Below are 22,451 nucleotides of genomic sequence, written 5' to 3'. Positions count from 1 at the left end.
GTCGTTACCCTTAGTTGCTACTTACTTCAAAGTTGTATATACAAATCGTTGGTCGTCAGTGACTTTATTTAACAGCCAACCTGTTGTTTATTAATAAAAATGCTTTCACTTTGCGTTGCGAAGTTAAAAAGTGAGGTATCCACGCTTTGCCTGTGATTCACCACATCGCCAACGATAATGAGCACCGGTCCACTAAAGTGTGCTCGCTCAGCAGTGCGCGCAGCTTCGTATAAAGTGGTGGTGTAAAGACGTTGACTGGCACAGCAGGCATTTTCAATTAACGCGACAGGGGTGTCGGCTGCGACCTGACGTTCAATAAGCGCGCATGTCACTTGCGCTAATTTACTCAATCCCATGTACAGCACCAATGTGCCGCGGCTTAACTGTTGCACCATTTTTTGCCAATCAGGTTGCTCGTCTGCATCTTTTAAGTGAGCGGTGAGTAAGGTGACTGACTGGGCACAGCTTCGCTCTGTAAGCGGAATGCCAGTGAATGCCGAAGCGCCTGATGCGGCTGTGATGCCGGGTACAATTGCAAAAGGGATCTCTGCGTTTGTGAGCGCCACCGTTTCTTCTGTGGTGCGTGCGAATACAGCAGGATCGCCGCCTTTTAAGCGCACAACAACCTTGCCTTGATTAGCGAACTCAACCAGTTGCTTACAAATATCCTCTTGGCTGGTGGAGTGCTTGGCGCGGCGCTTACCCACAAATACGCGCTGTGTGCGCTTTGGAATCAGAGCCAGTACCGAGCTGTCGACTAGCCAGTCATACATCACGACATCAGCTTGCTGTAAGCATTTGACGGCTTTCACTGTGAGTAGGTCGGCATCACCTGGCCCTGCTCCAACGATAAATACCTGACCCCGTTTGGCTTTGCGCGGTTCGCAGTGAGTACGCCCTAAATCCCAATCATGGTTGGCAAACAGCCGCACGACATTGGTGCGATAACTAGGTAGAAATGGCGGCTTACAAATAGAAAAAAAGCTCATATTGATACTCCAAAGGTGTTTACACCGCGATGAGCACGCGCCCTTGCTCTTGGCGCACGGTAAATACATCAATACTCACGCTGTCATCATCAAGACATTGCCCTGTGATCAGGTCATAGCGCTGTTTATGTAATGGCGATGCAACAACAGGCGTGGATGCCACTGAACCTATGATGCCGCGATAAAGTACATTAGCTTGACCAACAGGGTCCCAGTTACTGATTGCGTACAAGTGCGTGTTATGCGCACTTGGCACCATAAAAATGGCAACCTGCTCGTCATTGAGTAGCGCGCATACACCGCTGTATTCTTGAAGGTCGTCGATAGTGCATACTTCAACCCATGTTTGTTGTGTTTGCTGTGCTGTTTGCATGGTACTCTCCTAAATAACCTGTACTGGAATTGCGCCACCTTTAGCGGCTTTTTCTGCTGCTGATGCTGGGCGTATTTGTCCGCGCTCTGGAACAAAAACAATGTTGTTGTCAGTAGCTTTGCTGTTGACGAATTGGCGAAAACGCTTGCGTGCTGATTCAGACTCAATGGTGGTTTTCCATTCACATTGATATTGTCCAATTACTGTCTGCATGTGCGCTTCGAGCTCATCGTTAATGCCTAATGCGTTGTCAATTATTACGCTGCGCAGATAATCGAGACCGCCTTCTAGGTTTTCCATCCACACAGAGGTGCGTTGTAAACGATCTGCGGTTTTTACGTAAAACATTAAGATGCGGTCGATGTACTTAACTAAGGTGGCATCATCGAGATCGGTTGCGAACAAATCGCCATGACGAGGTTTCATCCCGCCATTACCACAGACGTAGAGGTTCCAGCCATTTTCCGTGGCAATGATGCCTATGTCTTTGCTTTGCGCTTCTGCGCATTCGCGGGTGCACCCTGAAACGGCAAACTTGATCTTGTGCGGTGCTCTTAGGCCCTTGTAGCGATTCTCTAAATCAATGGCTTTGCCTACTGAATCTTGCACCCCAAAGCGGCACCAAGTGCTACCAACACACGATTTAACCGTGCGCAGCGCTTTGGCATACGCATGGCCAGTTTCAAAGCCACCGTCGACCAGCTCTTGCCAAATATCAGGGAGCTGTTCAACACGAGCACCAAATAAGTCGATTCGTTGACCACCAGTGATTTTGGTATACAGTCCATACTTTTCGGCAATTTCGCCCAGTAAAATGAGCTTTTTCGGGGTGATCTCCCCGCCGGGCACACGCGGCACAACAGAGTAACTGCCATCTTTTTGCATGTTGCCCAGATAGATATCATTAGTGTCCTGAAGCGGCAGGTGCGCTTTAGTGAGAATGTATTCGTTATGCACAGATGCGAGGATAGAGCCAATCGCAGGTTTACAGATCTCACAACCTAGACCATGACCATGGGCATTTAGAATCTCAGCAAAACTGCGATAACCCTCTACTTTCACAAGATGGAAAAGCTCTTGACGGGTAAAGTTGAAGTGTTCGCAAATGGCTTTCGATACTTCCACACCGCGACTTTCTAATTCATGATCCACGACACTTTTTAGCAGTGCGCTACAGCCGCCACAGCCAGTGCACGCCTTGGTTGTTGCTTTGACCTCTTTGACGCTGCAACAGCCCTGATCAATGGCAGAGATAATGCCGGCTTTGGTGACATTGTGGCATGAGCATACGGTGGCTGTGCTAGGTAGTGCATCGGCACCAAGAGCAGGTTTATCGCCTGAGCTCGGTAGGATGAGGCTCTCAGGGTTCTCAGGTAATGTGATGCCATTGAGTGCAAATTGTAATAAGGCGTCGAAGTCTGAGGTGTCGCCAACCAATACCGCGCCGATAATGTGCTGTGCTTTGCTATCAACAACCAGCTTTTTGTACACGCCTTGTGGTTGGTTAAAGTAGGTATAGCTTTGTGCATTTGCACTGTGGCCGTGCGCATCGCCAATTGAGCCCACATCAACGCCCATTAATTTGAGTTTGGTACTCATATCAGCGCCGAGGAACTCACCTGTGCCCGCATATATTTGCTCCGCTGCCACACGTGCCATGGCATAGCCCGGAGCAACAAGGCCAAAAATTCGCTCATTCCAGAGCGCGCATTCACCAATGGCGTAAATATTTGGGTCTGAGGTGCGACAGCTACTATCAATGCAGATACCGCCACGTTCACCCACTGCTAAGTCAGCTTGGCGGGCTAGCTGGTCGCTTGGGCGAATCCCCGCAGAGAATAGAATCATGTCGGTTTCAAGGTGGGTGCCATCCGCAAAAACCATGCGATATCGACAGGTTTCACCGGCTTCAATGCGTTGTGTTGCTTTGCCTGTGTGTACGCTGACGCCCAAGTCTTCGATTTTATCGCGCAACACATCACCCCCCGTACTATCTAATTGCACGGCCATTAGTTGAGGAGCAAATTCAACAACATGGGTTTTTAGCCCAGCCTGCTTGAGCGCATTAGCCGCTTCTAAACCAAGCAAGCCGCCGCCAACAACCACACCGACCTTGCTTTGCTGTGCCGATGCAGCAATGGCCTCTAAGTCGTCAATGGTCCGATACACCAGGCAATGTGGTTGGTCATTACCTGGGATCGGTGGAACAAATGGATATGAGCCGGTTGCAAGTACAAGGGTGTCGTAATCGAAGATGCGGCCATCTTCCGTTTGCACCTGTTTAGCGTCGCGGTTGATCGTGTTTGCTTTGGCGTTTAGTTCAAAGTGCACGCCCCATGACTCATATGTTTGTGCATCTGTCAGTGCAAGATCGTCCGCGCTCTTGCCATCAAAGAATGCGGACAGGTGAACGCGGTCATAGGCGAGTCTTGACTCACCGCACAATACGGTGATGTGTGCATTTGCATCTTGTTGGCGAAGTTGCTCAACAAAGTGATGACCCACCATGCCGTTGCCGATGATGAGAATTTTCGAAGTCTGTGCTGCGTGTGTCATGCTTTACGTTCCTTTAGAAAACAAAAAAGCCCACACCGATATTTCGGTGTAGGCTTCATTACCTGAAATGGGTCGATATGACCCATCGACAAATTGTGTTGTTGGCAAACCGGCAATTTGGGAGGTTTGCTATCTTGGTTGTTAGTCTATCAAGTTTAATGCCAATAATTTTAGTTATTTAAAAACAGTTAGTTAATGTTATTTGAGCATGCGTTTTTACGCATGTGCACAAGTGTAGTGCAGGCCATGCACCACTATGTATTTACTTGCGCCCATAGATACAGGGCGATACAAAACCACACTAGGCTCATCGCTTTCCAAAATCGCAACGGATCACGTTCCATCAATGGGGGTTTATGTTTAGTCAGATATTTGCGATTCGGGGTATGTAAATCGTGTAAAAATTCAGAGAGCTCCTGATAACGTTTCGATGGCTCTACCTGCAAGCCTCTTTTTAGCGTGTCATCGAGCCAACTGGGGATGTCTCCCCGTTTGGGAGCGATAGGCGATATGCTCAGTTTCCGCTGTGCATTGAGCGAGGTACAACGCGCAAGCTTGGTGCCGTAAGGGTATGAGCCACTTAATAAAAAGTAGGTCAATAAACTCAAGGAGAAAATATCGCCTTGCCTTGATGCTGCATATCCAAGGAAATACTCTGGCGCAGTGATCAGTAAATTGCCCCGCACAGTGTGTTCTTGTGCCAAATATTCACTGACGCCATCGATGCTAGCACTTCCCAAATCGATGATCGTGGCATGATCATGCTCATCAATAAGTATATTCTGTTCACGTAAGTCGCAATGCACTATCCCTGCCCTGTGCAGGGCTTGTAGCCCTTTGCCTATGTGCATCACGATATTACGAACTCGCTCTAAACTGGGTTTGGGGTTGTCTGTCACCCACTGCGCCAGTGATTTACCTTCGATATAATGAGCCAGTGTATACATGGCACTGCGTGCTCGATGCTCCATGGGAACACGCAGAACATGAGGATTGTTAACTCGTCTGGCGGCCCATTCTTCCATCATGAGTTTATTGAGGTGTGCTGTTTGCTCACTTAACTCAATAGACGGAGCTTTTAGTACAAAGATGTCGTCTGTTTTTTTATCTTTGACCAAATAAAGGTGACTGCGAGCGCTTTGATAGATAACACGTAAGACTCTTAAGTCATCGATTTCCTGATTGACCTCCAAAACAGGAGGAACGGGTAGGTCATCAAACGCTTTTAACTCTGCCGAAGGATCGTCAGGGAGTTTATCGATACACACGAGCTGAGCTGTGAGGTTGTCAGTGCTGTTCGCAGCCAAAGCGCCCTCGACCAATGCCTTTGCTGCGCTATCCATGTCTGAGCTATGTTGCTCAATAATTTGCAACATATGCGCTTCACTGAGATGCCCGTGTACGCCGTCTGTGGTAAGCAAAAATATGTCATTCTCATGCACACTAAAGCTATGGGTATCAAGTGCCAAGTCAGGATTAAAGCCCATTGCTCGGGATAGATAACTTTGCCCCGCTTCGCCAATAACTTGATGATCCTTAGTGATGCACTCTAAGGTGGGTGTGCCAAAGCAGCGTCGAATGCGGTACAGGCGTGAGTCACCAACATGAAACACATAGCCAGAATGATGTTTTAGTACTAAGGCGGTTAATGTCGTCACATAGCCTTTGTCAGGTGTGCCACGATACGGTGTCGCTTCGGTTTGGGTTATCAGCCAGCTGTTGATCGCCTGCAATACGCGTTGACCTGATTGTAACACTCCCCAAATTTCGGAAGTGCGATAATAGTCGCTGATAAAGTGTTGCACCGTTGCCTCACTGGCCAGTGCAGAAAATTCGCTACTGCTAATACCGTCAGCAACTGCCAGTACTATACCTTTACTTCGCAGAGTATCACCAACAGGAATGCGTGCTGCACAAGCATCCTGATTGTCGGGTTTTGCTCCACTGATAGAGTATGCGCCGCAGCGTACTTTGATAGTGAGATCCAAAGCGCGCGAACGAGTCGTCGCGCTTGGAAGTGATATTACAGGAGTGTTAGTCACGAGCTTAACCTGCGCTAACGGGGGCTGCTGTCGTGGCAGTGTTACTCGTTAACTGACGCTTAGGTGCTGTGCGGTAGTGTGTTGAGTACAGCGTTAAACCAGTAAAGGCGAGGCCGCCCACCAAGTTGCCAAGTGCTGTTGGGATCTCGTTCCACACCAGGTAATCCATTACCGAGAAGTCACCACCCATGATGATTGCAAATGGGAACAAGAACATATTAACAACAGAATGTTCAAAGCCCATGAAGAAAAACAGCATGATTGGCATCCACATCGCTAACACTTTGCCACTGACGTGGGTTGAAATCATTGCTCCAACCACGCCCATTGACACCATCCAGTTACACAGCATGCCGCGAATGAAAATCGTCAACCAGCCACTGACGCCATATTCGGCGTAACCCAAAGTGCGTGCCTCACCGATACCAGACACTTTTTCTGCTATTGCTCCACCTTCAATGTTAAAGCCATAGGTGAATACAAAAGCCATCATGAAGGCAACGGTCAGTGCACCGGCAAAGTTTCCAACAAAGACAAGACCCCAGTTGCGTAGTATTTGTGGGATGTCTACACCAGGTCTTCGAGCAAGCCAGGCCAGTGGGGTGAGCACAAATACCCCAGTAAGTAAGTCAAAGCCCATCAAATAAAGCATGCAAAATCCAACAGGGAATAGTACCGCCCCTAGTAGTAAGCTGCCGGTTTTAACTGCGACTGTGATCGCAAAAACTGCTGCCAGAGCAAGAATGGCGCCAGCCATAAATGCACGGATCAATGTATCTCTTGTCGACATGTAAACTTTTGATTCACCCGCGTCGACCATTTTGGTTACAAATTCTGTAGGTAGTAAGTAAGCCATCTCATTCACCTCTAGTTATCGTGTTGAAATTGCAGGTCAACGCCTCAAATTAAGCACAAAAAAAACGCCCAACCGCCTTTTGTAGTAAAAAGCTGGTGTGGACGTCTTTATCCTATGCAATTTATTGAGAACTGTTGCTCTACAGTATTAACAACAGTGCAATACTAATACCATGATTGCTAATTCATTAATATTTATGGGTTTATTGTGATTTTAAAGCTGTTGGCTTTCATGCGCAGTAAATAATTTATACCTAAAAGCACCAATATGATCCCTATCGTGCACGGCTTTTGTGCAAAATTAGGGCACAAAGAGAGCCAAGTAGGTGCTCGGCAATACGGTAGTGTCAGTGATTCTGCTTTGGTTCACTAAATTTATTGCTAAGACCTATCGGGGCATGAATTTTGCGTTCACTCTTATTTTTAAATCTGACGACCGTGATTTTCATGAAGTATTGTAGCCATATTACTCGGCGGTTTTTGTTGTCCGCCAAGCACTCTGAGATAGCAAGCCTACAAGCTCTGGCTTTTAATTGTCGTGTCGTTTCGGCGGTGCGAGACACCATTCATTATTTGCAGCGGGAGCGCGGTAGCAGCAATATTTGGCTTGCCTCTGCAGGGCATCGGTTTGAGCTACGGCGAAATGAAGAAATAGCACTTGCCCAGCAAGCACAACAGCAGCTTCAGGTCCTGTTGAATGATTACTTGAGCGACAAACATCATGGTACGAGTGGGCGTTTACTTAATAGCATTACGTTTGCTCTGCAGGGGCTGGACCATTTGCCAGAGTTGCGGGAGCGAGTCCGTGATTTAAAGATCACATCCAGTGAATCTACGCAGGCTTTTTCGCAATTGATTGCCTATTTATTAGCGGTTATTTTCGAAGCAGCTGATGTGGCTAATGATGCTGCGATTAGTCGTCAACTTATTGCATTGTTCAACTTTATTCAGGGTAAAGAGTTTGCTGGTCAAGAGCGTGCATGGGGCGCTATTGGTTTTACAAAAACGTACTTTACTAAGGCCTTGTGTGAGCGTTTAGCGCAATTACAACAGGTACAACAGAATCATTTTTCATTATTTGTGCAGTTTGCAAGTACACACCAACAGAAGCTGTGGCACGAGCTTGTTGAGCATCAAGCATGGCATGAGTTAGAGCACTTACGCGCAATGATCAACAAGCTCGATGAAGGCAGCGCAATAGATGCTGGATTAAGTGAAATTTGGTTTGAAATTGCGACTGCGCGTATGGATCAGATGCAAGGAATTGAGCAGGCGATGACCCAAGAGCTTACTGACATTGCGCAACATAAAGTGATTGAAGCGAAGCAAAAGTTAGGTGACCAGCAAGCATTGATAGCAGCCATGGAAGCGCGCCAGGGGCCAATGAATTTATGTGTATCGCAATTATTAGAACCGCATGCACAAGACCTTCATATCATGGAATATGGCCGCGCGCCTGATTCCTTTTATGACTTATTACGCGAGCAGTCTCGCGATATTGCGCGCATGGAAGAGGAGCTTGTTCATGCCAAGCAAGCAATTGCTGATCAGAAGAAAATAGACCGCGCTAAATTGCTTATCATTCAGAAGTTTAAGTTTACTGAAGAGCAAGCATTTCGGGAACTGCAAAAGCAAGCGATGAGTCATAATTTGAAGCTTGTGGACGTTGCCGACAAGGTGATAGTCGGCTTTGATACCAATTGAGCTAAATAAATGATGATTACTAAATCAATAAGCGCTATGCAAAACAATAATATCGATATAAGAGTGGATGATTTGCTCGGTGGCGAAGTGGTAGCCTTGTTGCAAGAACATTTAGATGACATGCATGCGACATCGCCACCCGAAAGCGTGCATGCCTTGAATGTACAAGCGCTTAAAGCGCCAGAAATTACCTTTTTCAGTGCTTGGATTGGCGGTTCGTTAGCTGGCTGTGTCGCCCTTAAGCACCTAAATGGTGGCAGTGCAGAATTAAAATCTATGCGCACCCGAGCGCAATTTAGAAATCAAGGCGTTGGCGCACACTTGCTCACCCATGCGGTGCAGTTTGCCAAAGAACAAGGGTATCAGAGCGTGAGTTTAGAAACAGGAACACAAGAGTACTTTGGGTCTGCGCATCGGTTGTATACAAAATTTGGCTTTGTTGATTGCCCGCCTTTTGCTGACTATACCGACGACCCTCACAGCCGCTTCATGCGTATCGCGTTGTAAAAAAGCCGGTGTTTAACACCGGCTTGACGTTGTGTCGAGAAACCAACACGCGCTACTGAGGTGTAAATTTCAGCATGCGAGTTTGATCTATGAGTTCAACATCAACAAGTTGATAAGGGCCGTAGACCGCTTGTGTGGAAGTAAATGGCAGCACAAATTGATCGGCACTACTGATGTTTTTTGCTACCTCCACCGTTGCAATTGAAATGGGGTCGCCATTGTTGCTTTGACCGCGCAAGGTTGCGCGAATTGCATAACGGCCGTGCATTTCAACTTCCACTGGCACAATGGCCTGATAGTGATTATCCGCTAACGCTGTTACGGTAGCAGTGTCCATCACTATGGTCTGAGCGCTGTAAACAAAGGGCATTTGTACAGAACGTTTAATTGTTTGGCCATTCATTTGTGTGGTCACAGTCGCTTCAAGCTCATAGTAACCTTGAGCCGCTCCTAAGTGAGTTAAAGGTTGAGCGAACACTGCTTCACCATTATCAAAGGCGACATCGACTTTCTCACTTACTGGGCTGTGCAGCCGCAGTTTTACTTGCTCGTTTTTGAGCGGTGCATCACCCAAATCAAGCGAGATATCTAGGCGTTGTTGATATTGTCCTAATGTGAATTGCGTATTTGCTTTGAGCGCCTGACGCGAGCCTTTTTCAATCACATGCACTAGATACTCATCATTGTCATTGAGGGCCTGTTTGGTGCGCAGCAATGTTTGGCCTTGCGCTTTTATATTGGCTAGTTTGATGCCGACACTGCCATCGTCAAAGCCTGCTTCGCGCATGTGTTGTTGTTCAGCCACAACATGTATAGACAACTCTTTTTGGGTGTCGGCGTCTTTGGCGATAAAGGCTTTGCTGGCAAGGCTCTGTGGTTTTATTATCTCACCGCTGTCGAAATGTGCCCTCGGCGCGATGCGAATAAAGTGTTGGCTCTGGCTAACAAATACGGGAATGCCTGTCTTAAGTTCTTTACCCGACACGGTTTGCCAATATTCCACACTCGTTTTGTGTAAGGATTGCAGCGCCTCGCCAGCGGGTTGTACCTGTGGATATTGATACACAGTTTGTTCGTTATTTGCGTGTGCGCTGATGTTCACCAAAAGTGCTAGAGCGCAAAATGGGATTAGTTTTGTCATTGTTGTGCTCCTAAATGCGGTTCTTTAACATGTCGCCAAGACCGAAGCAATTGCGACGGCTTTGTTGGTGACTCAGTGGTTCACGGCCTTTGGTTCGTGACTTGTCAGTAAACCAAACAGAACCAGCTAGCGCCTGTGAACTGCAATTTAAAAAGCCATCTGAGCAATTGTCTAACCAGTTTTGGGTGGTTTCCAATGCCACTTGGTTTTGGTAGCCACCACAATAGCTATCGCTATCCCAAATCGCTGAGTCGACATCACTGCCAACCACAGTTTCAAAGGTTGAAGGTAAACTCGGGCGATTGGGAGTGCCGTAGAGCCACTGTGCATTGTAAGATGCCATCCAAGAGACTTGTTGTTGTTTAACTGCATCGTTGGCATAACCGAGTAGCCACCCGAGGATTTGCTCAAACGAATTGCCAGCTACCACCGCATCAGCCAGCGGTGTGCCGCCACTTGAAGGCGCCAGTGCAATAGTGCGTTTTACTTTGGTGATGATATTTGGGTAACGATTGTCCCAAGTTGGGTTAGATAAGATCCAACGGACAACATTGCCGCCATTAGAATGAGTGATGAGTGTTAACTCGGTAATATTTTTATTGTTGATGAAATTCGTAAGCTGCCCAGCAAGGCAACCGGCAGCACCATCAGTCCACATATATTGCTCAAAATCGCAATTGATTACCGTGTAGTTACTGGTATTAGGTAGCCCTTGGCGTACCGTGTTGACGAAGTTGCTTGTCCAATAATCATTGTAAGCATCGGACTGGTTTCCCGTACCGTGCACAAATGCGACCCCCTGTGCTGCGAGCGCACTTTGGCTCATGCCGATAGCGAGCGCGATTGCGCTTGCCAGTGAAAGTAGTTTTGTTTTCATGTGTATTCCTGTTGATTGTTATTTTATCTATCAGGTTGGAGGAGTGACCTCCGATCAGAAAATAGTTCAAACAGGTACAAATGCAAGAAATAATTTACAAAAAATTAACTTTTTTGTCTTTTAAATACACGTTTAGCTGTATGGGAATTCACCAAAACAGGAAATTACAGGGCAAAAGAATCATTGAGCTTAGCGGTAAAGAAACGCACAATGAGACAAAATAACAAGGAACAATACTATGATGAGTACCGTGATAATGTGTGCGTTAGTTGCCTGTGTGATCCCTTATTTAGCCAAAGCGCCGTTGGCTTTGGCACAGCAGCAAAGTGGGGGTTATGACAATCGCCATCCTCGAGCACAACAGCAGTCTTTAAAAGGCTTTGGCGCACGAGCGCTGGCCGCGCACCAAAATAGTTTTGAATCGCTTATTGTTTTTTCTGTTGCGGTTGCTGTGGTGTTAGGTACCAATACGCAAGGCGCATGGATTGATGGCTTGGCTATAACCTATATCGTCAGTCGCGCACTTTACTGCGTTTGCTATTGGTTTGACTGGCACCTTATGCGCTCGCTTATTTGGGCAGTGTCATTGGCTTGCCCCATTGCGATGATGTCGTTGAGTCTATAAGTAAATTAAAACCACAAAGCAAGCGCCTTGGTAAAGGTGCTTGCTTTGATTGAAGGTTTGGCGGTCGCACTCTATAGTTTGGTTGTATATACAATACTTTCTCAAATCTGTGACCTGTACTTTAAATGAATACTCTGCGTTCTCTAATGGATCTCCAATTGCCTCTAAGTGCCATCTTGAAATCTTGTTACTTTTTTCAATACATTGATCTCAGCGCTATCGAGTTCAACATAAGTACCTTGGGGAATGAGTTCAGTATCCAGTGAGTACTCTCCTATGCGCACTCGCAATAGATCCGTGACGCGATAACCACAAAAGCGAGCCATTTTACGAATTTGACGATTGCGCCCTTGGGTGAGGATTATTTTAAATCGGGTTGCAGTAATGGGTTCGCAAATACAGGGCTTTGTTATTTCACCGTCCACAGGTACTCCTGCTTGCATCTGAGTGAAAAACGGATTATCGAGCGGCTTATCGACTTCGACCCAATACTCTTTTTCATGACTGAAATCAGGGTGAGCAAGAAGATTACATAATTCACCATCATTGGTGAGAATGAGTAATCCTCTGGAGTCTTTGTCCAATCTGCCAATGGGATAGGTGCGCAGTGCTGGGGGTAAGTGGTGAATGAGGCTATGCGGGTCTTGTGGTTTTAATTTGCAATCAATACCTACAGGCTTGTGATAAGCAAAGTAGCGCTTTTTTGCCAAGCCTGACAGAAGCTGACCCTCCACTTCAATGGCGTCGGCATCGCTAACATGATCAATATGATTGGCAGGTTGGCCATTCACAAATACCACCCCAGAGTCGATTAAGCGTGAAGCTTGTCGACGAGAGCATACTCCAGCATGGGATAAGTATTTAGCAAGGCGAATGGGATTAGTCATAAGATCAACACACATTAGACGAAGCATCATCATAACATGGTAGTGACGCCAATCTTGATTAAAATAATGCCAGTTAGGTTGATCATTTCAGGTGTTCAATGCGTAGTGCCATATGTATCAATAGGAGGTGCACTATGGGCATTACACTTGGGCAGTTAATAGAGCTGCAACCTTTACAAAAAGTGATTATTAATTCGGTTGATATGGCCTTGTATCAAGTCAGTGTCGTGGTCAACAACGTTGAGTACTACGTCAAAGATAACAAGGGAAACACACTTACCGCCCACAGTCCGCTGCACATACAAAAACTATTCGATCACATTGCTTACCAACACATGACACTGCGCCACTCTAGTGCGTATGACGAAATGTGTGGGCAGCCGGTGAGGGAGGCGGACAACACCTTAGAAGTGTCCTTTGGTAATAACAGTTATTATTGATTCGATGTTTGCCTCACGGGGCCACATCGGAGCACCTCTATTGTGCTATTTTAATCGCCTATCTCCTTAGAAACCTTCGCTATTTCGTCAAAAACTAGCGAATGCCAACAATTGTGCTAACCTCTTTATCTGGTGCGGTTGGGTGCAAAAGACCGTGCTGTCGCTCTGGTCAATTGAGACTTCTTGTGTAACTCTGAGTTTATCAGGTACAAAAGGACAATTGACTATGAGCGAGCTTATCCTTCACGCCATCGACATTCTTACCGGTATTTTTTTACTCATTATTGCTTTTATCGCTGTCGCCATCGTTTATATGTATGTCGTGGATGTCACTCAGCATTCCCATGCGATCCGGCGGAATTATCCAGTGATCGGTCGTTTTCGTTATTTCTTTGAACGCCAGGGCGAGTTTTTTCGGCAGTACTTCTTTGCTATGGATCGCGAGGAAATGCCCTTCAATCGTGCCGAGCGAAGCTGGGTTTATCGTGCTGCCAAGAATCTTGATAGAACCTCGGCATTTGGTTCGACGCGCAGTCTCGATCCAACGGGCACGATTATGTTCATGAATACAGCGTTTCCTACTCTTGAGGAAGATGCGTTGGAACCTGAAGCAGTTGTTATTGGCCCCCAATGCCCAGTTCCTTTTCATGCTAGCAAGGTGTTCAATATCTCTGGTATGAGTTACGGCGCGTTGTCTAAAAGCGCGGTACGAGCCTTGTCACATGGCGCCAAAAAGGCTGGCTGCTGGATGAATACTGGCGAGGGAGGTCTGAGCCCATATCACCTTGAAGGAGGGGCCGACCTCGTTTTTCAAATAGGCACTGCTAAATATGGGGTGCGTGATGAGCATGGAAAGCTCAGCGACAAGAAGCTCAAAGAGATAGCGACGCATGAGCAAGTGAGAATGTTCGAAATAAAAATGAGCCAAGGTGCGATACACCAAAAGTAATAAAACTGACACCTTATATATACACGTATAAAAAGACTTAAATTGTAACTTTGTCAGTCAATGATTTTTATATTCTAACTGACAACTAGAGTTTATTATGTCAATGTTTTTATCCATGAATAAGACCTTATGAGTTCTATGAAATAAACCTGGCAAAGCTCTTAAAAACTAATACTTATTTATTTCTCGTATATTCATTTTCTCAATGTTTATGCCGCTTCTTTTTTCTTGCCTTAAAATGTCGTTCAGTACGTTCTCTGTATATACAGAAGTTCCGCCCTCACCTAGAAAAGGAAGTTGATAGGTAGAGCCGGATTCTTGTAGCCAAATCCAATAGTTCCCACACTCAGATATTTCGGGAGGGATTCTAGAACCAGAGCTAAGTCGCCACGAATCGCCGTCTAAGTAGCCACCGCGCCAGCTTGCAAATATTTTAAAATACACTTTTTCTTTGCTAGTAAATTTTAAAATTACCCAGCCATGAGGCTTGTGAATCATAAATACACCAATTTTTCTAAAATACTTCAGAGCTAAGCTTGTTGAGTTTTGTCATTGATTGCTCGGAGATGATCAGTTGATCGAAGCCGTCAATTTCAAGCTCTTTGTGGTTAAACTGACCAAAGATCCCCATGATTTTATCTATTGGAATATCTAATTCACTTGATGGTATATCATTAAAAGGAGTTAGGCTTTCATCAGCATTAATGATTACATCACCAATACTGATAGTTGGTTTATTAGCAGTAATTATTGTATGACTATCAGTATCATAAATTTCGTCGCCTTCATTTAAAACAGGAACTTCTGCAATGATTTCATCATTCATTTGAGCGAATTTTACTTTTGCTAATTCGTCAGGAATGTCTTGCGCCACACGATAAGCATAATCAACAAGGCTTGGCTCTGCTGGGATAAATAGAATTGCCTGCTGATTTGGAGCATCAGTAATGCGCAATATACGCCCCATTACTTGACGGTAATTCATCTCTGTTTTTACGTTTGAAAGGTAACAGCACACCTGAAGGCGTGGGATGTTCGTGCCTTCCGATATCATTCCAACACTGATGATCCACTTATCTTGGTTATATCTAAAAGATCTAATGAGATCATTTCCGTTGCCTTCATCACTGGTGACAACAACAGCACTATCTCCAATAGTCTGCTTCAAAATTAGTTGAATTTTCCAAGCATGAGCAATGGATGAGGCAACGATTAACCCACCTGATTCTTTATTTTTTGCACGAAGCTCATTTAGCTTATGACTAGAGTGAATTAATAGTTGCTCTATTACGCTCGTGTTAGTCACAATCTCAGAATATGGAATAATTGATTGTGATAAGAGATCTATAAAGCTTGTGAAGTGACTCGTTTCATCACCCTCTACAACAGTAATCTGGTCATTATCTAATGCGACTACTTGCGGTATTCGGCATACATTGTCTGCAATAGCTTGTTTTAAGCCATATACGTAATCACATTGTATTTGCCCTGACTCATTACAGTATTCCGCAAGTGCGATAGGTAGTGAATCTGATCGCCACGGTGTGCCAGTTAGTGCGATTGTATACGCCGCTTTTTCTTTAATCGTTGTTATTATCGGCTTACCCCAAGCGTTAGCATCTTTTATATTTGAACCTGCACAATGATGGATCTCATCAAAGATCACAAACACGCGATACTTTTCAAATAAGCGCCAGACCTTACTATCTAGTGTGCCCAATGCTTGATAAGTGAATGAGTTGCCTAATGCGCCAATAGTGCCGTCAAAATGTGCATCGAATTGTTCACTTAACGCTTCACTGAAATCATGCGCGACGATTGAAGAAGGAGAAAAGCAAAGTACAAGATCAATATCACCTTGGTCATACATCTGTTTAGCTAATACTGAGGCCATCACTGTTTTGCCAGCACCAGGAGTAGCTAGTGCTAAAAAGTGCTTCTTTGATTTGTATTTAGAAATTGCAGAGTGAATACACTCTGACTGCCAATTTCTTAGTTTCATTTATTCGTTCTCTTTTATTGATTTAATAAGTTCGTTTAAAACTGAAATCTTCCCTTTTAAGATATGGTTGTTTTCCTGAACTGCCATGTAACGACCTTTTAAATCGTCATGCTTGTCAGGGTATATGTCTTTCAAAGCGACATACTCTTTAACCGCTCCTAATCCCTCTAATAGCGCAGAGTTATATTTATTCAACCTTTGAATAAGCATTTGGGAGTAATTGACAGGTGAAGCCTCGTCTATCTCTTCATAAGGCATTGGCGATACCATTTCTTTTAAAATTGCGTGATCGAACAAGTCGCTTTTGGTGTAACGAGTAACCCCTTTCTTCTTAGTTGTGCTTCTTACTAACCAACCCCGCCTAGTTAATTTTAAAAGCTCCTCATAAACGAAACGACGGGATACAGTTGGATTAAGTTCTACATCCTGCTTTATTGCTATATATGCCGTTCTAATTTCAGTGGCTGTGAAGTGATTGACGTTGGGCATAGACAAAATTTGGATGACAGTTTTGTCTAGTTCGAATTTTTCCATGCATAAACCTCAATAAATATAATAAAAACACCTTAAATATGCATATACGCATTATTTAGGATTATATGCAATCGTGTAAATCAACGCAATGTGGGATATTTAGTCTTTTTTGTCTGAGACAATCTAATGGACGATTTTGCGAAAAAGTTAGGTAAAAATATCAAGATGATGAGAGTCTATAAAGACCAAAGCCAAGCCGAATTATCATTTAAATCTGGCTTAGATCAGAGTTATTTGAGTCGAGTTGAGAAAGGTACAGTTAACGTTACTGTAATTAAGTTATGCGCTATCGCCAAAGCGCTTGAATGTAAGTTAATTGAATTAATACCGGAAGCTGACGACATAAGCGCACTTTAAACTTCTTATTTATTCAACATTTAAAGTAAGCACATACCCACATTCACTAAAACACACCTTCCAAATACTTAACTTTGATCACAATCAAAGCTGCACCATTCAAAAGATGCAAAATAATCATTGACTAAATAATCATCCATCGCTATCTTTAATGCATCATTTATATGGTGCAATTAAGAATGAATAAAACATTATCTGATATTGCGATTGTGAAAGCAGGCCACCCTTTTAGGGGAAAGATACCTGAAGACACGGAAGGTAACGCTTATGCGGTGCAGATCAGGGATATTGATAACGATGGGATCATACAGTGGCATCAACTCATTCGCACAAATATTACAGGGCGTAAAACACCTGACTGGTTACAAAAAGGCGATGTGCTGTTTGCGGCTCGTGGTGGGCGTAACTTAGCAGGTTGTGTTGGAGAAATTAATAAACCAACGGTTTGCGCACCACATTATTTTTTAATTCAAGTAACTGATACAGCAGTATTACCTGAATTTGTAGCCTGGCAGCTAAACCAAGATGGTGCCCAGCGGTACTTTGCAAACTCTGCTGAAGGTAGCGCACAAACGAGTATCCGACGAGCTGTACTCGAAGCAACTCCGATTGTTATTCCAACTCTCGAAAAGCAGCACGCTATCGTTGGGTTTGATAACAAAGTTAAGCAAGAAAAACGCATTCTAAGTGCTCTAATTGAGAACAGAGCAAAACAGATGCAAGGCATCGCTAAAGAATTATTAGGTTCTGATTATCAGGGCTAAACAGAATTAAAATTAAGGACTTAAAAGATGACAACAACACAAATAAACCAAGACGAAATTAATAAGGCGGTATGGGCTGCCTGCGATACCTTTAGAGGCACGGTAGACCCTTCTATTTATAAAGATTTCATCTTAACCATGTTGTTCTTAAAGTATATCTCTGATGTATACCAAGATGAATACGACAAGCTTGTTGAGCAATATGGAGACAACCCTGAACTAATTCACGCAATGATGGCAAAGCAACGCTTTGTATTGCCCACAGGATCGAGCTTTTGGGATCTTTACGAGAAACGTCATGAAGCAGGTAACGGTCAGCGTATTGACCAAGCACTTCACGCTATTGAAGAAGCGAACGGCACTAAGCTAAAAAATGTGTTCCAAGACATTAGCTTTAACACCGATAAGCTAGGTCAGGAAAAACAAAAGAACGACATTCTTCGTCACCTGTTAGAAGACTTTGGTAAAGAGATACTTAACTTACGCCCTAGTCGTGTTGGCTCACTCGATATCATTGGTAACGCCTACGAATACCTAATCAAGCACTTTGCCGCAGGTAGCGGTAAGTCAGCAGGTGAGTTCTATACGCCACCGGAAGTATCAGACTTACTAGCAGCTATTTTAGAGCCAAAAGAAGGTGATGAAATCTGCGACCCAGCATGTGGTTCTGGCTCACTACTAATGAAATGTGGCGCTATGGTGCGCAATAACTCAGGCTCTAAAAAGTACGCGCTATTTGGTCAAGAAGCTATCGGCTCTACCTGGGCACTCGCTAAAATGAACATGTTCCTTCATGGTGAAGATAACCACCGCATTGAATGGGGCGATACCATTCGCCACCCTATGCTTTTGGACAAAGAAGGTACTGGTTTACTTCACTTCGATATTGTTACTGCAAACCCTCCTTTCTCACTCGATAAATGGGGTTTTGAAGGTGCTGCAAATGATGAATTTGGTCGTTTCCGCCGTGGTGTGCCACCTAAAACTAAAGGTGACTATGCGTTTATCAGCCATATGATTGAAACATTGAAGCCAGAGTCAGGACGCATGGGGGTTGTAGTGCCACACGGTGTACTATTCCGCGCATCATCTGAAGGTAAAATCCGCACACAACTTATTGAAGAGAACCTACTAGATGCAGTGATTGGCTTACCTGAAAAATTATTCTTTGGCACAGGTATTCCAGCGGCGATTCTTATCTTCAAAAAACAGAAAACCGATAACAATGTAATGTTCATCGATGCCAGTCGTGAGTTTAAGTCAGGCAAAAACCAGAACCAGCTCACTGGAGATAATATTCAGAAGATTATCGACACTTATAAAGCGCGTGAAACTGTTGATAAGTACGCCTATTTAGCAACATCTGATGAGATTAAAGAAAACGACTTTAACCTTAATATTCCTCGTTACGTTGATACCTTTGAAGAAGAAGCTGAGATTGATTTGGTTGCAGTGCGAAGTGAGCGTGTTCAGTTACGGGGTGAATTAAAAACACTTGAAGCTGAAATGGAAGGCTACTTGAAGGAGTTGGGTTATGACAATTGATTCCAAATACCCACCAAGTGTAAAAGCAGGCAAGCCAATTTTAGGAGAACAACCTCATGGGTGGGAAAGATCCTCATTAAATAACTTTTTAGATTTGATCCCTAGAAAAGTTAAGTTAGAAGATGATACCGAATATGACCTTCTGACAGTCAAACGCTCTCGTGGCGGTGTAGTAAGAAGAGAGCACTTATTAGGTAAAGACATTAAGGTAAAAAGCCAATTTGAGGTAAAAGCCGGAGACTTTGTTATTTCCAAACGTCAAATTGTTCATGGTGCTTGTGGCCTGGTTCCACCTGACCTTGATGGTTCTATCGTTTCAAATGAGTATTCGGTATTTCATGCTAAACCAAATTTTGATCTGGAATTTTTTCAATATTTATCAGAAACACTTTATTTTCAGCAGACCTGCTTTCATTCAAGTATTGGTGTTCATATTGAAAAAATGATTTTCAAGTTAGAAGACTGGTATAAATGGAACTTCAATATACCACCGCTCAAAGAACAAAAGAAAATAGCCAAAATCCTATCTACTTGGGATGAAGTGATCAACACCACCGAGCGCCTAATCGACAACAGCAAGCAGCAGAAAAAAGCGCTGATGCAACAATTGCTCACGGGCAAAAAACGTCTGCTTGATGATTCAGGTAAGTCATTTGATTCTGAGTGGCGATTTTCTACATTTTCTGAGCTTTTTAAAGTTGCAAACAACAAAAAAACACAAGTTAAATCAAGTGAGTATTTAAGCGATGGAAAAACGCCAATCGTTGATCAAGGTAAACAACTTATTTCTGGTTATACAAATAATGATGAAAAATATACCGAATTACCAGTAATTATCTTTGGAGACCATACTCGTGTTGTAAAGTGGGTTAACTTTGCATTTGCGCAAGGTGCTGATGGAACTCAAGTATTAAAAAGTACAAAGCTCTTGAACGATAAATATGCATTTTATTTATTGTCAGATACCGATATTCCTAATCTTGGCTATAGCAGACATATGCGGGAGCTTAAAGAAAAAGATTTTAAGTATCCTACTGATATCAGAGAACAGGAGAGAATTGCTTCAGTTCTTACTAATGCCGATAAAGAAATCGAATTGTTAGAAAAGCAACTGGGCGATTTAAAACAAGAGAAAAAAGCGTTAATGCAGCAATTGTTAACTGGCAAGCGCAGAGTAAAAATTGATGATAAGGAGGTCGCATAATGGACTTTTTAGAACAACGTAGATTAGAGCAAGACAAAAGACCTGATGATGTTAGGGATGAATATGATAGGGATGAAGCTCGATTAATTCACTCAGCGGCGTTCAGACGTTTACAGTCAAAAACTCAAGTGTTGGGACTTGGTGAGAGTGACTTTTATAGAACTCGACTAACGCACTCAATGGAAGTAGCTCAAATTGGTAGAGGTATTGTTCAGTACCTAAGTAAAAATAAGAAATTTGTGGAATATCATGAACACTTACCCAACACGTCATTAATAACTGCAATTTGTTTAGCTCATGATATTGGTCACCCTCCTTTTGGTCATGGTGGTGAAGTCGCTTTAAATTACTGTATGCGCGAGCATGGTGGTTTTGAGGGTAATGGTCAAACGTTAAGAATCCTTGGAAAGCTTGACAAGTATACGGGTAAGTACGGATTAAACCCTACGAGAAGGATGCTGCTCGGCATACTGAAATATCCAGTTGCATACAATGAACTTGTTAATGAAAAAGCCTATGAACAAGTCCCTGACAAGAATGCTCCTTACTGGTTATTTGAGGCCCGAACACAGAAGCCTCCTAAGTGTTACCACGAATGCGACCAAGAAATTGTTGATTTCATTTTTGATGGATTTGCTAGGGATGACCTTGCGAAGTTTACTCAAACTGAGCAACCGATAGATAAAGATGAGCCAGAGAAACCTTTGCATAAGAAAAGTTTATATAAATCTTTGGACTGCACAATTATGAATTTAGCAGACAACATTTCATATAGTTTGCATGATTTTGAAGACGCTTTGTCACTTGGGATGATCACTCAAAGGCACTGGCGAGAGCACTTTGAAGGCAAAGAAGCTTTATTTGATGATTTAGCAAAGCAGCTTGATAGAAACGATTTAAATTTTGATTTAATTACTGCCGACTTATTTCATAAGGAAAGTCACTGTAGAAAAGAAGCTATCGGCAACTTGGTTAACTTAATGATTACCAATGCAGTTATCGAAAAAAACCAGTCGGGTTGTGAAAATCCGTTGCTTAGCTTGGAGGTTAAATTAGAGCCTCAAATTGAAAAGCTTAGAAAGCACATTTTTGACTTAGTATGCGAACAAGTGATTTTTGATGAAAATGTTCAACAACTTGAGTTTAAAGGACAAAAATTAGTCATTGAGCTGTTTCAAACGTTAGCTAAAGATCCTAATAGGTTCTTGCCAAAACCAACCAGAGAAAGGTGGAAAAAAGCAGGTGAAGATTTAGAAGATAAGGTTAAAAAGTCAGCTCAGCTTAGAGTTATATGTGACTTTGTATCTGGTATGACTGATGATTACGCGACCAAGTTCTATGAAAAGTTATTTACTCCAAGTAAAGGTTCTATTTTTGATCGTCTTTGATCGAAATAGTCTTTATTGACCTTGTTTATTAGCAACTAAATTAAGCAGTTTAAAATGACAAAAGTTGAACCACCACAAGTAGTTTTAGACTGCTTAAGGAATGAAATGAACATCAATACAGAGCACTTTCTTACGAAATACCATTGCTTTGATACAAGCTTTAAGGATAAGGCAAATGAATTATTGGTGAGTATGCTCGATGATTCTAAAAAACTTCAAGAGTTTGATGCAAATAAACATTATTTTGAAGATGGAACCGAAGAGCAGAATGAGTTCATGCAAGCAATGTTTGATTGTTTTAGAGAGTTTAGCACTAAGCAAGGATTAGAACTTCATCAGGCAATCTTTGAACACACAAACAGAGGTGGTGATAATTGGTTTCCTGTGGTCACAATCTCATCCCCTGTCGCTGACTATACAAATGAGCCAGAGGAAATGACAGTTTACAGAGGGTGCAACATCAATGAATTCAATGAAAACTGTTTTAGGCAATCATGGAGTTTAGACTTCGAAATTGCTAAGGCGTTTGCTTTTACACATTTTAATACAGATAAGAAACCGCGTGTTGTTCTGGAAGCCAAGGTAAAAAATTCGGATATTGCATGGCTGAGAAATGCAGAAAGTGAAGTCGTTTTATTACCTAATTTCAAACCATTAAGTGTAAAAATAAAAATGGATTATAACCAGCTCAATCAAAGTATATAAGTAGATA

At 43.4% G+C, this 22,451-nt stretch carries 21 protein-coding genes and 1 pseudogene; 11 read left to right on the top strand and 11 right to left on the bottom strand.

The window, feature by feature from the left end; genetic code table 11:
• Positions 1-68: 68 nt before the first annotated feature.
• The 5 genes from cobA to AAEU32_RS10300 all read right to left on the bottom strand — a co-directional run bounded on the left by cobA (position 69) and on the right by AAEU32_RS10300 (position 6,816).
• The gene (cobA, locus tag AAEU32_RS10320) at positions 69-989 is read right to left on the bottom strand and encodes a uroporphyrinogen-III C-methyltransferase (protein ID WP_421970440.1); all 921 of its coding nucleotides are present in this window, start codon (positions 987-989) and stop codon (positions 69-71) included.
• A gap of 19 nt (positions 990-1,008) precedes the next feature.
• Entirely contained in the window at positions 1,009-1,362 is a 354-nt protein-coding gene (gene nirD, locus AAEU32_RS10315) for a nitrite reductase small subunit NirD (protein WP_421970439.1), read from the bottom strand.
• A gap of 9 nt (positions 1,363-1,371) precedes the next feature.
• Positions 1,372-3,918 (bottom strand): nitrite reductase large subunit NirB, encoded by a 2,547-nt coding sequence (nirB, locus tag AAEU32_RS10310; protein ID WP_421970438.1) that lies wholly within the window; start codon positions 3,916-3,918, stop codon positions 1,372-1,374.
• Positions 3,919-4,172: 254 nt separating this feature from the next.
• Entirely contained in the window at positions 4,173-5,960 is a 1,788-nt protein-coding gene (locus tag AAEU32_RS10305) for a bifunctional protein-serine/threonine kinase/phosphatase (protein ID WP_421970437.1), read from the bottom strand.
• A 4-nt stretch (positions 5,961-5,964) separates the two neighbouring features.
• The gene (locus AAEU32_RS10300; protein ID WP_421970436.1) at positions 5,965-6,816 is read right to left on the bottom strand and encodes a formate/nitrite transporter family protein; all 852 of its coding nucleotides are present in this window, start codon (positions 6,814-6,816) and stop codon (positions 5,965-5,967) included.
• A gap of 446 nt (positions 6,817-7,262) precedes the next feature.
• Here AAEU32_RS10300 and AAEU32_RS10295 point away from each other — a divergent pair, with 446 nt between their 5' ends.
• Entirely contained in the window at positions 7,263-8,519 is a 1,257-nt protein-coding gene (locus tag AAEU32_RS10295; protein ID WP_421970435.1) for a nitrate- and nitrite sensing domain-containing protein, read from the top strand.
• 51 nt (positions 8,520-8,570) lie between these two features.
• The gene (locus AAEU32_RS10290) at positions 8,571-9,026 is read left to right on the top strand and encodes a GNAT family N-acetyltransferase (RefSeq protein WP_421970571.1); all 456 of its coding nucleotides are present in this window, start codon (positions 8,571-8,573) and stop codon (positions 9,024-9,026) included.
• Between the two features lie 52 nt (positions 9,027-9,078).
• On the opposite strand, the gene AAEU32_RS10285 is transcribed toward AAEU32_RS10290, so the two are convergent.
• Together AAEU32_RS10285 and AAEU32_RS10280 are read right to left on the bottom strand one after the other, a co-directional pair.
• Positions 9,079-10,167, bottom strand: coding sequence for a DUF4785 domain-containing protein (locus tag AAEU32_RS10285; RefSeq protein WP_421970434.1), 1,089 nt, complete (start codon positions 10,165-10,167; stop codon positions 9,079-9,081).
• 10 nt (positions 10,168-10,177) lie between these two features.
• Complete coding sequence (locus tag AAEU32_RS10280) at positions 10,178-10,993, bottom strand: lipase family protein (RefSeq protein WP_421970570.1); 816 nt, start codon at positions 10,991-10,993, stop codon at positions 10,178-10,180.
• Positions 10,994-11,285: 292 nt separating this feature from the next.
• Between AAEU32_RS10280 and AAEU32_RS10275 the strand changes: the two genes are divergently transcribed.
• Entirely contained in the window at positions 11,286-11,669 is a 384-nt protein-coding gene (locus tag AAEU32_RS10275; RefSeq protein ID WP_421970569.1) for an MAPEG family protein, read from the top strand.
• 164 nt (positions 11,670-11,833) lie between these two features.
• Here the strand turns inward: AAEU32_RS10275 and AAEU32_RS10270 are convergent, their stop codons facing one another.
• On the bottom strand, positions 11,834-12,556 hold the full coding sequence (locus tag AAEU32_RS10270) for a pseudouridine synthase (RefSeq protein WP_421970433.1): 723 nt from the start codon (positions 12,554-12,556) through the stop codon (positions 11,834-11,836).
• 134 nt (positions 12,557-12,690) lie between these two features.
• On the opposite strand from AAEU32_RS10270, the gene AAEU32_RS10265 reads away from it, so the two are divergent.
• Positions 12,691-12,996, top strand: a complete 306-nt coding sequence (locus tag AAEU32_RS10265) for a DUF6482 family protein (RefSeq protein WP_421970432.1) — start codon at positions 12,691-12,693, stop codon at positions 12,994-12,996.
• A gap of 226 nt (positions 12,997-13,222) precedes the next feature.
• A pseudogene (locus AAEU32_RS10260) lies at positions 13,223-13,930 on the top strand (glutamate synthase-related protein); the annotation flags it as partial.
• Positions 13,931-14,113: 183 nt separating this feature from the next.
• On the opposite strand, the gene AAEU32_RS10255 reads toward AAEU32_RS10260, so the two are convergent.
• The 3 genes from AAEU32_RS10255 to AAEU32_RS10245 are packed head-to-tail and all read right to left on the bottom strand — an operon-like array spanning position 14,114 to position 16,481.
• Entirely contained in the window at positions 14,114-14,443 is a 330-nt protein-coding gene (locus AAEU32_RS10255; RefSeq protein ID WP_421970431.1) for a hypothetical protein, read from the bottom strand.
• 16 nt (positions 14,444-14,459) lie between these two features.
• Positions 14,460-15,947 (bottom strand): DEAD/DEAH box helicase, encoded by a 1,488-nt coding sequence (locus AAEU32_RS10250; protein ID WP_421970430.1) that lies wholly within the window; start codon positions 15,945-15,947, stop codon positions 14,460-14,462.
• A complete protein-coding gene (locus AAEU32_RS10245) occupies positions 15,948-16,481 on the bottom strand; it encodes a VspR family transcription factor (protein ID WP_421970429.1) in 534 nt (177 codons plus the stop codon). It abuts the gene before it with no gap.
• A 126-nt stretch (positions 16,482-16,607) separates the two neighbouring features.
• Between AAEU32_RS10245 and AAEU32_RS10240 the strand changes: the two genes are divergently transcribed.
• From AAEU32_RS10240 to AAEU32_RS10215, 6 genes are all read left to right on the top strand, one after another.
• On the top strand, positions 16,608-16,838 hold the full coding sequence (locus AAEU32_RS10240; protein WP_421970428.1) for a helix-turn-helix domain-containing protein: 231 nt from the start codon (positions 16,608-16,610) through the stop codon (positions 16,836-16,838).
• Positions 16,839-17,017: 179 nt separating this feature from the next.
• Complete coding sequence (locus AAEU32_RS10235) at positions 17,018-17,602, top strand: restriction endonuclease subunit S (protein WP_421970427.1); 585 nt, start codon at positions 17,018-17,020, stop codon at positions 17,600-17,602.
• A gap of 27 nt (positions 17,603-17,629) precedes the next feature.
• Complete coding sequence (locus tag AAEU32_RS10230) at positions 17,630-19,147, top strand: type I restriction-modification system subunit M (protein WP_421970426.1); 1,518 nt, start codon at positions 17,630-17,632, stop codon at positions 19,145-19,147.
• Positions 19,137-20,351, top strand: a complete 1,215-nt coding sequence (locus AAEU32_RS10225; RefSeq protein ID WP_421970425.1) for a restriction endonuclease subunit S — start codon at positions 19,137-19,139, stop codon at positions 20,349-20,351. The genes AAEU32_RS10230 and AAEU32_RS10225 overlap by 11 nt, the downstream gene beginning before the upstream one ends.
• Complete coding sequence (locus tag AAEU32_RS10220; protein ID WP_421970424.1) at positions 20,351-21,739, top strand: anti-phage deoxyguanosine triphosphatase; 1,389 nt, start codon at positions 20,351-20,353, stop codon at positions 21,737-21,739. The genes AAEU32_RS10225 and AAEU32_RS10220 overlap by 1 nt, the downstream gene beginning before the upstream one ends.
• Before the next feature lie 54 nt (positions 21,740-21,793).
• Positions 21,794-22,444: a hypothetical protein gene (locus AAEU32_RS10215; protein ID WP_421970423.1), complete on the top strand. Its 651-nt coding sequence runs from the start codon at positions 21,794-21,796 to the stop codon at positions 22,442-22,444.
• Positions 22,445-22,451 lie beyond the last annotated feature (7 nt).

The sequence above is a fragment of the Pseudoalteromonas maris genome (assembly GCF_049257235.1).
In the GTDB taxonomy this organism is placed as follows: Bacteria; Pseudomonadota; Gammaproteobacteria; order Enterobacterales; family Alteromonadaceae; genus Pseudoalteromonas.
This window is presented reverse-complemented; position numbering and strand designations above follow the sequence as displayed.

What these genes read in the sequence shown, in the direction of transcription:
- AAEU32_RS10280 (WP_421970570.1), bottom strand. Translation starts at nt 10,993, where the DNA reads ATGAGCCAAAGTGCGCTCGCAGCACAGGGGGTCGCATTTGTGCACGGT.
- cobA (WP_421970440.1), bottom strand. Translation starts at nt 989, where the DNA reads ATGAGCTTTTTTTCTATTTGTAAGCCGCCATTTCTACCTAGTTATCGC.
- AAEU32_RS10255 (WP_421970431.1), bottom strand. Translation starts at nt 14,443, where the DNA reads ATGATTCACAAGCCTCATGGCTGGGTAATTTTAAAATTTACTAGCAAA.
- AAEU32_RS10265 (WP_421970432.1), top strand. Translation starts at nt 12,691, where the DNA reads ATGGGCATTACACTTGGGCAGTTAATAGAGCTGCAACCTTTACAAAAA.
- AAEU32_RS10275 (WP_421970569.1), top strand. Translation starts at nt 11,286, where the DNA reads ATGAGTACCGTGATAATGTGTGCGTTAGTTGCCTGTGTGATCCCTTAT.
- AAEU32_RS10225 (WP_421970425.1), top strand. Translation starts at nt 19,137, where the DNA reads ATGACAATTGATTCCAAATACCCACCAAGTGTAAAAGCAGGCAAGCCA.
- AAEU32_RS10215 (WP_421970423.1), top strand. Translation starts at nt 21,794, where the DNA reads ATGACAAAAGTTGAACCACCACAAGTAGTTTTAGACTGCTTAAGGAAT.
- nirD (WP_421970439.1), bottom strand. Translation starts at nt 1,362, where the DNA reads ATGCAAACAGCACAGCAAACACAACAAACATGGGTTGAAGTATGCACT.
- AAEU32_RS10300 (WP_421970436.1), bottom strand. Translation starts at nt 6,816, where the DNA reads ATGGCTTACTTACTACCTACAGAATTTGTAACCAAAATGGTCGACGCG.
- nirB (WP_421970438.1), bottom strand. Translation starts at nt 3,918, where the DNA reads ATGACACACGCAGCACAGACTTCGAAAATTCTCATCATCGGCAACGGC.
- AAEU32_RS10235 (WP_421970427.1), top strand. Translation starts at nt 17,018, where the DNA reads ATGAATAAAACATTATCTGATATTGCGATTGTGAAAGCAGGCCACCCT.
- AAEU32_RS10240 (WP_421970428.1), top strand. Translation starts at nt 16,608, where the DNA reads ATGGACGATTTTGCGAAAAAGTTAGGTAAAAATATCAAGATGATGAGA.
- AAEU32_RS10230 (WP_421970426.1), top strand. Translation starts at nt 17,630, where the DNA reads ATGACAACAACACAAATAAACCAAGACGAAATTAATAAGGCGGTATGG.
- AAEU32_RS10285 (WP_421970434.1), bottom strand. Translation starts at nt 10,167, where the DNA reads ATGACAAAACTAATCCCATTTTGCGCTCTAGCACTTTTGGTGAACATC.
- AAEU32_RS10245 (WP_421970429.1), bottom strand. Translation starts at nt 16,481, where the DNA reads ATGGAAAAATTCGAACTAGACAAAACTGTCATCCAAATTTTGTCTATG.
- AAEU32_RS10250 (WP_421970430.1), bottom strand. Translation starts at nt 15,947, where the DNA reads ATGAAACTAAGAAATTGGCAGTCAGAGTGTATTCACTCTGCAATTTCT.
- AAEU32_RS10220 (WP_421970424.1), top strand. Translation starts at nt 20,351, where the DNA reads ATGGACTTTTTAGAACAACGTAGATTAGAGCAAGACAAAAGACCTGAT.
- AAEU32_RS10295 (WP_421970435.1), top strand. Translation starts at nt 7,263, where the DNA reads ATGAAGTATTGTAGCCATATTACTCGGCGGTTTTTGTTGTCCGCCAAG.
- AAEU32_RS10270 (WP_421970433.1), bottom strand. Translation starts at nt 12,556, where the DNA reads ATGACTAATCCCATTCGCCTTGCTAAATACTTATCCCATGCTGGAGTA.